Source organism: Streptomyces sp. CB01635 (assembly GCF_002803065.1).
Classification (GTDB): Bacteria; Actinomycetota; Actinomycetes; order Streptomycetales; family Streptomycetaceae; genus Streptomyces.
On record NZ_NNBL01000001.1, the window covers coordinates 867407 to 881207 of the forward strand.

A 13801-nucleotide genomic window follows, 5' to 3' on the forward strand; every position below is an offset into this window, starting at 1 on the left:
GTAGGTCCTGAGGGGTGAATAATCCCGAAATCAAACCTGCCGCGGAGGCGACGGGGCGACGGAGTCCGGCGACCGACCGGGTGGTGTTCGGCGTGACAGCCGCACTCACCGTGGCGTTCGTCATCTGGGGCTCCGTCGCCACCGACTCCCTTGAGGACGTCTCGACACGCCTCCTCAAAGGGTTGATCCACAACGGCGGTTGGGCGTTCATGCTGGCCGCGTCCGGCTTCGTCGTCTTCGCGCTCTGGCTGGCGATCAGCCGGTACGGGAAGATCACGCTGGGCGACGAGGGCGAGACTCCCGAGTTCAGGACCGTCTCCTGGGTCGCCATGATGTTCAGCGCCGGCATGGGCATCGGCCTGATGTTCTACGGAGTCAGCGAGCCACTCGCCCACTACACCAGGCACCCGCCGGGCACCCAGCCCGTCGACTCGGCCCAGGCCATGGAGACTTCCATGGCCACGACCCTGTTCCACTGGACGCTGCACCCCTGGGCGATCTACGCCGTCGTCGGACTGGCCATCGCCTACAGCACGTTCAGGCGCCGCCGCCGGCAGACCATCAGCTCCGTCTTCGTACCGCTGATCGGCGAGCGGCACGCGCACGGCGCCTGGGGCCGCGTCATCGACATCATCGCGATCTTCGCCACGCTGTTCGGCTCCGCCGCGTCCCTCGGCCTCGGCGCCCTGCAGATCGGCAGCGGATTCGAGGTCCTCAACTGGATGGACAAGGCGAGCACGGGCCTCCTCGTCACCATCATCGCGGTCCTCACCGTCGCCTTCGTCGCCTCGGCGGTGTCCGGCGTCGAGAAGGGCATCCAGTGGCTGTCCAACATCAACATGGTCCTCGCGCTGATCCTGGTCGTGTTCGTGTTCATCGCCGGGCCGACGATCCTGGTCCTCGACCTGCTGCCCACCTCACTGGGCGCGTACCTCGGTGACCTGCCGCAGCTCATCGGCAGGACCGAGGCATCCAGCGGCAAGGGCGTCGCGGCCTGGCTGGGCAGCTGGACGGTCTTCTACTGGGCGTGGTGGATCTCCTGGACGCCGTTCGTCGGCATGTTCATCGCCCGGATCAGCAAGGGCCGTACGATCCGCCAGTTCGTCGGCGGCGTCATCCTCGTCCCCAGCACCGTCAGCCTCGTCTGGTTCGCGGTCTTCGGCGGCACGGCGATGGACCTGAAGGAGCACGGAGCCCTCCGCGGCGCGACCACTCCCGAAGCCCAACTCTTCGGCGTGCTCGACGAGTTCCCCATCGCCACCGCGACGAGCCTGCTCGTGATGATCCTCGTCGGGATCTTCTTCGTGTCCGGCGCCGACGCGGCCTCCATCGTGATGGGCACGCTCTCGCAGAAGGGCGCCCTCGAACCCGGCCGCTTCGTGGTCATCTTCTGGGGCGTCGTCACCGGAGCCGTCGCCGCCGTGATGCTCCTCATCGGCAACGGCTCGGGCAACGCGCTGACGGGACTGCAGAACCTGACGATCCTCGTCGCCGCGCCCTTCACCCTCGTCATGATCGGGATGTGCGTGGCCCTCATGCGGGACCTGCGCCACGACCCGCTGATCGTCCGCAGTGACAGGGGCGACGAGGCCGTCGAGGCGGCGGTCATCGCCGGCCACGAGCAGTACGACGGCGACTTCGAGATCCGGATCGGGCCGGGCCAGGGCACGGAGGGGGAGGACGACCCGATCGACTGACCTGCTGTCGCGCGGTCGAACCGCTCAGGAGACGGCGAGCCCTGCCGCCTCCTGAGCGCAGCCCCACGCGACCGTCACCCCGGCCCCGCCGTGCCCGTAGTTGTGCACCAACACCCCGCCCCATGAAGCCCGTTCACGCTCCACCCGCACCTCGGGCCGCGTCGGCCGCAGCCCCACCCGATGCCCGATGACCCGCGCCCCCGCGATCTCGGGCCGCACCCGCGCACACCGCGCCACGATCGCCTCCGCCACGGCGGGGTCCGGTTCGAGCGACCAGTCGTCCTCCTGTGCCGTGCCACCGAGGATCAGCCGGCCGGGCTGCGGAAAGAAGTACGTCGAGGTGTCCGGGGAGTCGCCGCCGCCGACGAACCACGTGTCCACACCCGGGTTCTCCACGAGGACGAGCTGCCCGCGCAGGGGGCGTACGGCATCGTCCGGCACGAGCGCTCGCGCGCCGGCGCCCGTGCAGTTCACGACGACCGGCGCCTGAGAGCCCGCCTCCGCGAGGTCCGTGACCTCCCGCGTCTCCACGCGCCCGCCCGCCGCCAGGAAGCGCTCCTTCAGCCACTCCAGGTGCACCGGCATGTCCACCAGCGGAAGCCGCGCCCACAGGCCCGTGCCGCCCCCGTACTCCGCCGGGGTCGCCGGACGAAGCCCCGCCACCCCGTCCGCCCACGGTCCAAGCCCCTCAAGGAGGGTGTCGGCCTGCACGCCCTCCGCCATGCGCACGCCCGCAGGACCGCGCTGCGCCGCCAGCTCCTCGTACACGCGCAGGGACCGCAGCGACCAGTCACTCACCCGTTCCACCGGGTCGATCCTGTACGGCCACCACAGCGCTCCCGCGACCGCCGACGTCGTCAGAGCGGCGGGATCCCGCGTCCACACCCGCACGCGCCGCCCCATGCGTACGAGTTCAAGAGCCGTCGTCAGGCCGATGACCCCGCCGCCGACCACGATCACATCGCTGCTCGCGTCACTGTCCACGAACGGACCGTAGCGGAATGGGTCATGCCGTGCTCACATCAGGTCGCGGGTGGGAATACTCAGGGCATGTCTGCCGAGTACGCGACTTTCGGCCTGGCACCGGCCATGCGCGCCGGTGGAGTTCTCACGAACGGGGACTACCAAGTCCACCGGGAGTTCCTGGACTTCATCGTGAACGGCTCGCCGCTGCTGTTCCAGCTCTCCGACCTCGACGCCGTCTCCCCGCTCGCCTCCGACATCCCGCCGGCGATCTTCACGGCCCACGTCCGCAGCCTGCTCCTCGAAGCGGACGCTCCGCTCCCCGACGGCCGCTACGTCATCTACGGGTGTCCCGAGTGCGAGGGCCTCGAATGCGGGGCCGTCACCGCGGTCATCGAGGCGGACGGGCCCGACGTCATCTGGCGGGACTTCGCCTGGCAGACCGAGGAACGAGCCGACCTGGAGCTCAACGGCTACCACGGGATAGGCCCCTTCCGCTTCCACGGCGCCGCGTACCGCGAGTCCCTGCGGCCGCTGCTCGACGGCGGCGCGGAGCCCGCCCCGGCCCGCCGTGTCCTGCTCATCGGGGCCCGCGTCGCCGTCCTCGCCAGGCTCGCCGCCGCGCTGCGCACCATCGGCATCGGCGCCGAGATCACCCAGGACGCGGCCGGTGTGCCGCCCGACGAACTGCGCACCTACGGCGCGGTCGCCTTCGGCCGTGCCGTCAGTGAGTCCGACCGGGCCGCGGTGCGCGAACAGTTCGAGCGGGCGGGCGCCGAGACCGCCTACGTGGACGGGCTCGCCCCGATCATCCCGCTCCTCGTCGCCCAGATAGAGAGCGCCCTGGACCGCCGCGCCGTCCCGCAGCGCCGCCTCACCCGCCTCGTCGCCGCCGACGGGGAGGCGGGCCTGGAGGTCACCTCCGCCTGCCGCGTCCGCCTCACCGCGTACCGCCTCGACCGGCTCTACCGCAGCCACGCCCAGGACGTCTTCGACGCCGTACTCGAACCGGGCCGCCACCGCATCGCCCTCGACCCGAAGGCGACCAGGGGCGAGTCGTTCGTCGTGGCCCGCACCACGGGCAGCGTGCTGGTGGCGCCGATGGCCCGGTGAGGGGGTCTTCCGCAGCCGGGGAGCGGCGGGCGTGGGCGGTCCGTCCGATCGCTAAAATCGGCGGTCTGATGACTGCCACTCTCGTAGCCAAGAACCTCGCCGCCGGGCACGGCGACCGGTCCCTGTTCTCCGGGCTCGACCTCGTGGTCGCGCCCGGGGACGTGATCGGGCTCGTCGGCGCCAACGGCGCCGGGAAGTCCACGCTCCTCAAGCTCCTCGCCGGCCTCGACACCCCCGAGCAGGGCGAGCTGCGGCTCTCGCCGCCCGGCGCGACCGTGGGGCACCTGCCCCAGGAGCCGGAGCGCCGCCCCGGCGAGACCGTGCGCGAGTTCCTCGCCCGGCGCACCGGCGTCGACGCCGCGCAGCGCGCCATGGACGAGGCCACCCAGGCCCTCGTCGACGGGGCCCCGGGGGCCGACGACGCGTACTCCGTGAGCCTGGAGCGCTGGCTCGACCTCGGCGGCGCCGACCTCGACGAGCGTGCCGAGGAGGTCACCGGCTCCCTCGGCCTCGGTGTCGGGCTCGACCAGGAGATGGCCTCGCTCTCCGGCGGCCAGGCCGCGCGCGCGGGCCTCGCCTCGCTGCTGCTGTCGCGCTACGACGTGTTCCTGCTCGACGAGCCGACCAACGACCTCGACCTGGACGGCCTGGAGCGCCTGGAGTCCTTCGTGCGCGGGCTGCGCGCGGGCACGGTCGTCGTCAGCCACGACCGAGAGTTCCTGACCCGCACCGTCACCAAGGTCCTGGAGCTCGATCTCGCCCAGCAGGAGATCAACCTCTACGGCGGCGGATACGAGGCCTACCTGGAGGAGCGCGAGGTCGCCCGCCGGCACGCGCGCGACGAGTTCGACGAGTACGCCGACAAGAAGGCCGCGCTCGAAGGCCGCGCCCAGATGCAGCGCGGCTGGATGGACAAGGGCGTCAAGAACGCCCGCCGCAAGGCCACGGACAACGACAAGATCGGCCGCAAGTTCCGCAGCGAGGCCAGCGAGAAGCAGGCGGCCAAGGCCCGGCAGACGCAGCGCATGATCGAGCGCCTCGACGCCGTGGACGAGCCGCGCAAGGAGTGGGAGCTGCGCATGGAGATCGCGGCGGCGCCGCGCTCCGGCGCCGTCGTCGCCACGCTGCGCGACGCAGAGGTGCGGCGCGGCGACTTCACGCTCGGTCCGGTCTCGCTCCAGATCGACTGGGCCGACCGCATCGCGATCACGGGGGCGAACGGCGCCGGGAAGTCGACGCTGCTCGGCGCGCTTCTCGGCCGGGAGCCGCTGGACGCGGGGCACGCGACGCTCGGCTCCGGTGTCGTCGTCGGCGAGGTCGACCAGGCGCGGGCCCTGTTCCACGGCTCGGAGTCGCTGCTCGACGCGTTCTGCGCGGCCGTGCCGGACACCGAGCCGGCCGAGGTGCGCACCCTGCTCGCGAAGTTCGGCCTGAAGGCCGATCACGTCCTGCGGTCGGCGGCCACACTGTCGCCGGGCGAGCGCACCCGCGCCGCGCTGGCGCTGCTCCAGGGCCGGGGCGTCAACCTGCTCGTCCTGGACGAGCCGACCAACCACCTCGACCTGCCCGCCATCGAGCAGCTGGAGTCGGCGCTCGACTCGTACGAGGGCACGCTCCTGCTTGTCACCCATGACCGCCGCATGCTGGACGCCGTCAGGACGCAGCGGCGTCTCGAGGTCGCCAACGGCAAGGTGACGGAGCTGTCGGTCTGAGGTGCGCCGCATGGGCCGGCGGGTGCCGTGTGGGCAGACGCGCGGCGCCGGCCCGACGTGTGCAGGCCGCGTCTGCATGGGCCGCCCGCGTTGACGTGCTGCCCGGGGCCGGTCACCTGCGTGGTGACCGGCCCCGGGTGTGTCAGCGACCCTTCGGGTCGAGCAGGCCCGCGCGGCGCAGCGCCTCGGCCATCTCACTGTTCGCGGGCGCCGGGGCGGACGCGCCACCGCGCCGCTGCCCCTGGGACTGTTGCCGCTGTCCCTGGCCCTGGCCCTGTCCCTGGCGTCGGCCCTGGCCGCCCTGACCCTGGCCGCCCTGACCCTGGCCGCCCTGTGCCTGTCCGCCCTGTCCCTGGCGCTGCTGCCCTCGCTGCTGCGGCGGGCGTCCGCCACGCTCCCGGCGGCCGCCACCGGCACCGGCACCGGCGCCGGCCCCGCCACCGGCGCCCGGCTCGCCCGTCGCCGCCTCGTCGTCGAGACGCAGCGTCAGCGAGATGCGCTTGCGCGGGATGTCCACGTCGAGGACCTTCACCTTGACGATGTCGCCCGGCTTCACGACGTCCCGCGGGTCCTTCACGAACGTCTTCGACATCGCGGACACATGCACGAGCCCGTCCTGGTGCACACCGACGTCCACGAACGCGCCGAACGCCGCCACATTCGTCACGACGCCCTCGAGCACCATCCCGGAGGCCAGGTCGGAGATCTTCTCGACGCCGTCCTTGAAGGTCGCCGTCTTGAAGGCGGGACGCGGGTCGCGCCCCGGCTTCTCCAGCTCCCTCAGGATGTCCGAGACCGTCGGCAGACCGAACTTGTCGTCCACGAACTCGGCCGGCCGCAGCCCGCGCAGCGCCGCCGCGTTCCCGATCAGGGACGCGACCTCGCCGCCCGTCGTCTTCACCATGCGCCGGACCACGGGGTACGCCTCCGGGTGCACCGAGGACGCGTCGAGCGGGTCGTCGCCGCCGCGGATCCGCAGGAAGCCCGCGCACTGCTCGTACGCCTTCGGGCCCAGCCGGGACACGTCCTTGAGGCCCTTGCGGGAGGTGAACGGGCCGTTCGCGTCGCGGTGCGCCACGATGTTCTCCGCGAGGCCCGAGCCGATGCCGGACACGCGGGCGAGGAGGGGCGCGGACGCCGTGTTCACGTCCACGCCCACGCCGTTCACACAGTCCTCGACGACCGCGTCCAGGGAGCGCGACAGCTTCACCTCGGACAGGTCGTGCTGGTACTGGCCGACACCGATCGACTTCGGGTCGATCTTCACCAGCTCGGCCAGCGGGTCCTGGAGGCGGCGGGCGATCGACACGGCGCCGCGCAGCGACACGTCCATGTCGGGCAGCTCCTGCGAGGCGAAGGCCGACGCCGAGTACACCGACGCGCCCGCCTCCGACACCATCACCTTGGTGAGGTTCAACTCCGGGTGCTTGGTGATGAGTTCACCGGCGAGCTTGTCGGTCTCGCGCGACGCCGTGCCGTTCCCGATCGCGATCAGGTCGACCGAGTGCTGGGCCGCGAGGCGGGCCAGCTTGGCCAGCGCCTCGTCCCACCGGTTCGCGGGCACGTGCGGGTGGATGACGTCCGTCGCCACGACCTTGCCCGTCGCGTCGACGACCGCGACCTTCACCCCCGTACGGAAGCCGGGGTCGAGGCCCAGCGTCGCGCGCGTGCCCGCCGGGGCTGCCAGCAGCAGGTCCCGCAGGTTCGCCGCGAAGACCTGCACGGCCTCGTCCTCCGCGGTCGTGCGCAGCCGCAGCCGCAGATCGAGGCCGAGGTGCACCAGGATGCGGGTCCGCCAGGCCCAGCGCACCGTGTCGGACAGCCACTTGTCCCCGGGCCGCCCCTGGTTCCTGATCCCGAACCGGTCCGCGACGATCGGCTCGTACGAGGACGGGCCACCGGCGACGTCGCCCGGCTCCTCCGGCTCCAGGGTCAGGTCGAGGATGTCCTCCTTCTCGCCGCGGAGCATCGCGAGGATCCGGTGGGAGGGCAGCGCGGTGAACGGCTCCGAGAAGTCGAAGTAGTCGGCGAACTTGGCGCCCGCCTCCTCCTTGCCCTCGCGGACCTTGGCGGCCAGCTGACCCCGGCCCCACATGCGCTCACGCAGCTCGCCGATCAGGTCGGCGTCCTCGGAGAAGCGCTCGGTGAGGATGGCGCGGGCGCCGTCGAGCGCGGCCTGCGCGTCCGCGACGCCCTTGTCGGCGTCGACGAACGAGGCGGCCGCGGCGGCCGGTTCCACCGTGGGGTCCCCGAGCAGCCCGTCCGCCAGCGGCTCCAGCCCTGCCTCGCGCGCGATCTGCGCCTTGGTGCGGCGCTTCGGCTTGAACGGCAGATAGATGTCCTCGAGGCGCGCCTTGGTCTCGGCGGACATGATCTGCGCCGCCAACTCGTCGGTCAGCTTGCCCTGTTCCCTGACCGAGTCGAGTACCGCCGCGCGCCGCTCCTCCAGCTCCCGGAGATAGCGCAGCCGCTCCTCGAGCGTGCGCAGCTGCGCGTCGTCGAGCATCTCGGTCGCTTCCTTGCGGTAGCGCGCGATGAACGGGACCGTCGAACCGCCGTCGAGCAGCTCGACGGCGGCCTTCACCTGCCGCTCCCGTACGCCGAGCTCCTCGGCAATCCTGCCTTCGATGGACCCCGTGATGGGACCTGCGCTGGGTGTTGCCACGATGCCGTACCGCCTTCTCAACTGAGGGTGCGCGGCAATTGTGGCAGGTGGCGCCGACAACGGGGGGCAGCCCACCGGCCTGCCGACGCCATGTGCCCGTTCAGGCGGCCTTGCCGATCAGGTCGGCGGGGAACGCGCCCGCGCCGAGGGCGGTGCCCATGAAACCGCCCGCCAGCTCCGTGAGCCGGGCCACGCCCGCCTCGCCCAGGTGCGCGTACGGCTCCCGGTCGAGCCGGTCGGTCTGCGCCTCCAGGTCGTGGCGCAGCGCCGCCCCGAGTTCGGTCAACTCGCCCTGCGCGTCGAGCACCTTGCGCTCCCGCAGCCGGTCGGCGGCCGCGTCGAACTCCTCGCGGGTCCAGCCGCGCGTGGCGAGCAGCCACTTCGGGGCCATGCCCTTGCCGGTCGCGACATGGCTCACCAGCGCCTCGACGGGGTCGAGGTCAGCGGCGAGCAGCGCGGCCACATGCCCGTCGCCACGGTGCTCGCGCAGCAGCGTGGCGGCGTGCCAGTACGCGAGGTGCGGCTCCTCGGGCACCGGCAGGTCGGCGTGGGCGGCGTACAGCGGCCGGGCGTGGCGGGTGCAGGCCTCCGTGGCCCGAAGCGCGAGAGCGGCGGCCTCGGCCATCTCCGGGGAGGCCACGATCTCGTCGCCGAGGAGCCTGCGCAGCGTCGAGTCGACGGCACGCGCGCGTGCCGCGAGGACCGTCTCCGGGGAGGCCGTTTCCCACACAGCGGGCACGTGTTCGGCGACGAGCTCGTGCTTGAAGTTGTAGAAGGTCGCCGTCACGGTCCCGGCACCGACGGCCCCCATCGCCGCCGCGCGGGCCGCGAAGTACGCCGCGCTCCGGTGGGTGATCCCGATGGCGCCCAGCTCCTTGCCCAGGTCGGGCGAGAAGTAGTGCATCGAGTGGAACGGGTTGAGCATGTTGTGGCAGCGGCGGGCGGCGCGGGGGTCCGGGGAGGTCGTCATGCGAGTACGTTACCGACTGGTTGGTACGGGCGGAACGTGCGGGGCGCGGACCGTTCGCCGAAGCGTTCGCCAGACCATTCACCGGATTGCTCCCACCACGTCAGGCGCGCGATGGCAGCAAAGGTGGGGTACTCGTCATTGCGGCCATCCCGCCGTGCCCGAAGACTGGCCGTATGGCCGCCCGCACCGTGCTCATCCTGCTGTTCGACGACGTCCAGAGCCTGGACGTGACCGGACCGGCAGAGGTCTTCGCCGGAGCCGCCCTCTGCCGGGGCCCGCGCCCCGGGGACACGTACCGCATCCGCACGGCCTCCCTCGACGGCGGGCCCGTCCGCACCTCCAGTGGGCTCACGCTCGTTCCCGATCACGCACTCGCCGACGCGCCCGCCCCGCACACGCTGCTCGTCCCCGGCGGCCGGGGCACGCGCCGCCCGGATCCGCGCCTGACCGCCTGGCTGCGGGAGCACGGCCCGCGCGCGCAGCGTCTCGTCTCCGTCTGCACGGGCGCCATCCTGCTCGCCGAGGCGGGCCTGCTCGACGGCCGCCGGGTGACCACGCACTGGGCGTACTGCGAGCGCCTCGCCCGCGACCACCCGGCCGTCGAGGTCGACCCCGACCCCATCTACGTACGCGACGGGAACGTGGCGACCTCGGCCGGCGTCACCGCGGGCATCGACCTCGCCCTCGCGCTCGTCGAGGAGGACCACGGCCGCGACACCGCGCTGACGGTCGCCCGCCACCTCGTCGTGTTCCTGCGACGCCCGGGAAACCAGGCCCAGTTCAGTGCCCAGCTCTCCGCCCAGACCGCGCGGCGCGAGCCGCTGCGCGAGGTCCAGCACTGGATCACCGAGCACCCCGACGACGACCTCTCCGTCGAGTCGCTCGCCTCCCGCGCCCGCCTCTCGCCGCGCCACTTCGCCCGCGCCTTCCAGGCCGAGACCGGCATGACCCCGGGCCGGTACGTCGACCTGGTCCGCCTCGAACAGGCGCGCCGCCTCCTGGAGGACACCTCCGACGGCGTCGAGGAGATCTCCCGCACCTGTGGCTACGGCACCCCCGAGGCGATGCGCCGCGCCTTCACCAGAGCGCTCGGCGCGTCCCCGGCCGAGTATCGCCGCCGCTTCTGCGCACCTGGAACCCGTACAACGGGCCGGCGCCCGTCCGAGCCCACCCATTCCTGACCGAAAGGCATCCGATGAAGATCGCCATCGTCCTTTTCGACCGCTTCACCGCGCTCGACGCCGTCGGCCCCTACGAGACGCTCGGCAGGCTCCCCGACGCGGAACTCACCTTCGTCGCCGAGCGGACCGGGCCCGTGCGGTCGGACACCGGACGGCTCGCCCTCACTGCCGACAAGACGCTCTCGGAGCTGACCGACCCGGACATCGTCATCGTCCCCGGCGGGCCGGGCCAGAGCGCGCAGATGGAGAACGAGGTCCTGCTCGACTGGCTGCGTGCCGTCGACGCCACCAGCACCTGGACGACCTCCGTGTGCACGGGGTCGCTGCTCCTCGCCGCCGCCGGTCTGCTGGACGGCCGGCGCGCGACGTCGCACTGGCTGGCGCTCGACGCCCTGAAGACGTTCGGCGTCGAGCCGACGGGCGAACGGGTCGTCGTCGACGGCAAGTACGTCACTGCCGCCGGGGTTTCCTCCGGCATCGACATGGGCCTGACCCTCGTCGGCACGATCGCGGGCGACGAGCACGCGCAGGCCGTACAGCTGCTCACCGAGTACGACCCGCAGCCGCCGTACGACGCGGGTTCGCCCGAGAAGGCGCCCGCGCACCTCGTGGAGAAGTTCCGCGCGGAGAGCCGCTTTCTCCAGGCGTAGTGCAGAGAGCCGCCTCCGCCGTGCGTAGGCCGGGACAGCCGTTTCATCCTGACGCGGTCGAGGCGACCCGTTTCATCCGGACGTGGTCCATGTGAAGCGCGGCTTCCTGCGCTCCATGAACGCGGCGACGCCCTCCGCGGCGTCGCCGCTCCCGCGCGCCTGCTCGGCCCAGTGCGCGGCCCGCTCCACGCGGCCGTCGGCGAAATCCTTCGCCGCGGCCTGCGTCAGCTGCGAGCGCTCACCGAGAATCCGAGCGAACTCGCCGACCCGCTTGTCCAGTTCGTCCCCGGCGAGCACCTCGTCCACGAGCCCGGTCCGCAGGGCGCGCTCCGTTCCGATCAACTCGCCCGAGAACAACAGGTACTTGGCGGTCGCGGGGCCCACCAGAGAGGCGAGGCGGCGCGTCGAGCCCGCCGGGTACACGATCCCCAGCTTCGACGGCGTGACCCCGAACAGCGCGTCCTCGGCCGCGAACCGCAGGTCACAGGCCGCCGCCAGCTGGCAGCCGCCGCCCACGCAGTACCCGCGCACGGCGGCCAGCGTCGGCTTGGCGAAGGCCGCGAGCGCCTCCTCGGCCGCGACCGCGAGCTCCTGCGCCCGCGACCCCGAGCCGCCGAGCGTGGAGATGTCGGCGCCCGCGCAGAACGTCCCGCCGGCCCCGGTCAGCACGAGCACCCGCACCGCAGGATCGGCGTCGAGGGAAGCGAGCAGCGGCGGCAGCGAGCGCCACATGCCGTCCGTCATGGCGTTCCGTTTGGCGGCGTGGTCGATGACGACGGTGGCGATGCCGTCCGTGACCGAGTGCGTGAGCTGCGGCGGTGTGTGCGACATGCGCCGGATGCTATCCGCATGCCTCGAACGTACGATCAAGAAGGGGTGACCGGCGAGGAGGCCTCATGGCACGGTCGCACCACAGAGACGCACGGTCCCACCAGGAAGGGGCTGATCCGGCGACGGGCTCGAAGAAGCTGCGGCGCGGATTCGGCTGGATCGCCGGGCTCGGCGGCGTCCTCGTGATCGCCGGACTCGTGGGCCTCGTCTACACCGGTGTCGCCACGCTGACGTCGATGCTCCTCTTCGGCTGGCTGCTGCTCATCGGCGGTGTCGTCGGCCTCCTGCACGCCATCCAGTCGAGGGGCACCAATTTCTTCTGGCTGGGCGTAGTCGTCGCCGCGCTCAACCTCGCGGCGGGCGTCGTGGTGATCCATCACCCGGAGGGCACGGCCGAGGCGCTCACCATGTTCGCGGCGCTGCTGTTCCTCACCGGTGGTGTGTTCCGGCTGGTCGGCGGGCTCGTGGTGCGTGGACCCCAGTTCGGCTGGACGCTCGTGCAGGGCGCCTTCGGCATCCTGCTCGGCGTCCTCGTCCTCGGCAACTGGCCGAGCAGCAGCCGCTACGTCATCGGTTGCTTCTTCTCGCTCGCGCTGCTCTTCGACGGCCTGGGCCTGCTCGCCACCGGTCTCGGCGGCCGACGCGTCGTGGGGCTCATGACGGCCGATGACGAGTCCAAACACGTACAACCTGAATAGCCATGGAAGAGGGCACTAGAACGGCAGGATCAGTCGCACACCTGACGCTGTCATACGCCAACGGTCAAATTACGTCGATACTCGCTGACTTCTGGTCAGTCATTCGGTACGGACCAGTGGATTCCCAACACTCGATGTGTGGTGACAATCGAGCGCAAGGGCGGCGACCGGACGATGAGCGACCAGGGGTGGGGGTCCCGCCCGAGTCCTCAAGACACTGGGGGAGTGCCCCCCGACCAGCAACCGGGAAGTCCGCTGCCCTACGAGGGGGTCTGGCGCTTCACGGCGCAGGCCGTCGACGCTTCCGTGCCGCAGGCCCGGCACGCCGTCCGTGACCTGCTGGTCCGTCAGGGCGTACCCGCCTCCGACGACCTCGTTCAGGGACTGCTGCTCATCGTCTCCGAGCTGGTCACCAACGCCGTGCGGCACGCGGCCCTGCTGTCACCCGTCCTGGCGGTGGAGGTCGCCGTCGGCGCCGAGTGGGTGCGCGTCTCCGTGGAGGACGAACACCCCTACCGCCCGACCGCCCTGGAGGCCACCGACGGGCAGACGGGCGGGCGCGGCCTCCTCCTCGTACGCGAGGTCACCCGCGAGGCGGGCGGGGTGTGCGACGTCGAGCACACGGCGAGCGGGGGCAAGGTGATCTGGGCCGCCCTGCCCCTCAAGCCCGCCGACGCCTGAGCGGCGGACTCACCAGCCGGCGGACGGCCCCGTCAGCTCCCGGATCGCCGGCCGCGCCGCGTCCAGCACGGTCATGAACCACGCCGAGAACGGCCCCTGGGCGTGCCGCACGGCCAGCTCCTCCGCCGTCACGTACACGGTCTCGCCCACCTCGGAGGGGTCCGGCCGCAGCGGCGCCTGGACCATCCCCACGAACAGGTGGTTGAACTCCTGCTCCACCAGGCCCGAGTCCGGGTCCGGGTGGTTGTAGCGCACCGTCCCCGCCTCCGCGAGCAGCGAGGGCGAGACCCCCAGCTCCTCGAACGTCCTGCGGGCGGCCGCGGCGAACGGCGCCTCGCCCGGATACGGGTGCCCGCAGCACGTGTTCGACCACACGCCGGGGGAGTGGTACTTGCCGAGCGCGCGCTGCTGGAGCAGCAGCCGGCCCTGTTCGTCGAAGAGGAACACGGAGAACGCTCTGTGCAGCTGTCCGGGCGCCTGATGCGCGGAGAGCTTCTCCGCCGTGCCGATCGTCCTGCCGTCCTCGTCCACGAGTTCCAGCAAGATCGCTTCTCCGGTGCCGTTCGACGAACTGTTCGCCGCGGTCGCAGGTGTGGTCGGCATACCCATCCTTCGCTTCGGTCCTCGAACCCCAAGTCTG

General features: G+C 71.9%; 12 protein-coding genes. 7 read left to right on the plus strand and 5 right to left on the minus strand.

Annotated features, from left to right (window positions below):
• The first annotated feature begins 29 nt into the window (after positions 1–29).
• Positions 30–1697, plus strand: a complete 1668-nt coding sequence (locus tag CG723_RS03645; protein WP_442802519.1) for a BCCT family transporter — start codon at positions 30–32, stop codon at positions 1695–1697.
• A 24-nt stretch (positions 1698–1721) separates the two neighbouring features.
• Here the strand turns inward: CG723_RS03645 and CG723_RS03650 are convergent, their stop codons facing one another.
• Complete coding sequence (locus CG723_RS03650) at positions 1722–2681, minus strand: FAD-dependent oxidoreductase (RefSeq protein ID WP_100591676.1); 960 nt, start codon at positions 2679–2681, stop codon at positions 1722–1724.
• A 66-nt stretch (positions 2682–2747) separates the two neighbouring features.
• Between CG723_RS03650 and CG723_RS03655 the strand changes: the two genes are divergently transcribed.
• Positions 2748–3773 carry an oxidoreductase gene (locus tag CG723_RS03655; RefSeq protein ID WP_100591677.1) on the plus strand — a complete coding sequence of 342 codons (1026 nt, stop codon included), beginning with the start codon at positions 2748–2750 and terminating at the stop codon, positions 3771–3773.
• Between the two features lie 68 nt (positions 3774–3841).
• Complete coding sequence (locus tag CG723_RS03660) at positions 3842–5485, plus strand: ABC-F family ATP-binding cassette domain-containing protein (protein WP_100591678.1); 1644 nt, start codon at positions 3842–3844, stop codon at positions 5483–5485.
• 142 nt (positions 5486–5627) lie between these two features.
• On the opposite strand, the gene CG723_RS03665 is transcribed toward CG723_RS03660, so the two are convergent.
• Positions 5628–8150: a Tex family protein gene (locus tag CG723_RS03665; RefSeq protein ID WP_100591679.1), complete on the minus strand. Its 2523-nt coding sequence runs from the start codon at positions 8148–8150 to the stop codon at positions 5628–5630.
• Positions 8151–8250: 100 nt separating this feature from the next.
• Positions 8251–9120, minus strand: a complete 870-nt coding sequence (locus tag CG723_RS03670; RefSeq protein ID WP_100591680.1) for an SCO6745 family protein — start codon at positions 9118–9120, stop codon at positions 8251–8253.
• 173 nt (positions 9121–9293) lie between these two features.
• Here CG723_RS03670 and CG723_RS03675 point away from each other — a divergent pair, with 173 nt between their 5' ends.
• Together CG723_RS03675 and CG723_RS03680 are read left to right on the plus strand one after the other, a co-directional pair.
• Entirely contained in the window at positions 9294–10301 is a 1008-nt protein-coding gene (locus CG723_RS03675; protein ID WP_100591681.1) for a GlxA family transcriptional regulator, read from the plus strand.
• A gap of 14 nt (positions 10302–10315) precedes the next feature.
• Positions 10316–10951, plus strand: a complete 636-nt coding sequence (locus CG723_RS03680) for a DJ-1/PfpI family protein (protein ID WP_100591682.1) — start codon at positions 10316–10318, stop codon at positions 10949–10951.
• 72 nt (positions 10952–11023) lie between these two features.
• Here the strand turns inward: CG723_RS03680 and CG723_RS03685 are convergent, their stop codons facing one another.
• A complete protein-coding gene (locus CG723_RS03685) occupies positions 11024–11782 on the minus strand; it encodes an enoyl-CoA hydratase/isomerase family protein (protein ID WP_100591683.1) in 759 nt (252 codons plus the stop codon).
• Positions 11783–11847: 65 nt separating this feature from the next.
• Here CG723_RS03685 and CG723_RS03690 point away from each other — a divergent pair, with 65 nt between their 5' ends.
• Both CG723_RS03690 and CG723_RS03695 read left to right on the plus strand, forming a co-directional pair.
• The gene (locus CG723_RS03690) at positions 11848–12480 is read left to right on the plus strand and encodes an HdeD family acid-resistance protein (RefSeq protein WP_100591684.1); all 633 of its coding nucleotides are present in this window, start codon (positions 11848–11850) and stop codon (positions 12478–12480) included.
• Between the two features lie 174 nt (positions 12481–12654).
• Complete coding sequence (locus CG723_RS03695; RefSeq protein ID WP_100591830.1) at positions 12655–13161, plus strand: ATP-binding protein; 507 nt, start codon at positions 12655–12657, stop codon at positions 13159–13161.
• A gap of 9 nt (positions 13162–13170) precedes the next feature.
• Here the strand turns inward: CG723_RS03695 and idi are convergent, their stop codons facing one another.
• Positions 13171–13764, minus strand: coding sequence for an isopentenyl-diphosphate Delta-isomerase (idi, locus tag CG723_RS03700; protein WP_100591685.1), 594 nt, complete (start codon positions 13762–13764; stop codon positions 13171–13173).
• Positions 13765–13801: the final 37 nt, after the last annotated feature.

Bases quoted from the DNA above. Each gene is read 5' to 3' on its own strand.
- CG723_RS03690 (WP_100591684.1), top strand. From the start codon at position 11,848: ATGGCACGGTCGCACCACAGAGACGCACGGTCCCACCAGGAAGGGGCT.
- CG723_RS03680 (WP_100591682.1), top strand. From the start codon at position 10,316: ATGAAGATCGCCATCGTCCTTTTCGACCGCTTCACCGCGCTCGACGCC.
- CG723_RS03660 (WP_100591678.1), top strand. From the start codon at position 3,842: ATGACTGCCACTCTCGTAGCCAAGAACCTCGCCGCCGGGCACGGCGAC.
- CG723_RS03670 (WP_100591680.1), bottom strand. From the start codon at position 9,120: ATGACGACCTCCCCGGACCCCCGCGCCGCCCGCCGCTGCCACAACATG.
- CG723_RS03685 (WP_100591683.1), bottom strand. From the start codon at position 11,782: ATGTCGCACACACCGCCGCAGCTCACGCACTCGGTCACGGACGGCATC.
- idi (WP_100591685.1), bottom strand. From the start codon at position 13,764: ATGCCGACCACACCTGCGACCGCGGCGAACAGTTCGTCGAACGGCACC.
- CG723_RS03655 (WP_100591677.1), top strand. From the start codon at position 2,748: ATGTCTGCCGAGTACGCGACTTTCGGCCTGGCACCGGCCATGCGCGCC.
- CG723_RS03695 (WP_100591830.1), top strand. From the start codon at position 12,655: ATGAGCGACCAGGGGTGGGGGTCCCGCCCGAGTCCTCAAGACACTGGG.
- CG723_RS03675 (WP_100591681.1), top strand. From the start codon at position 9,294: ATGGCCGCCCGCACCGTGCTCATCCTGCTGTTCGACGACGTCCAGAGC.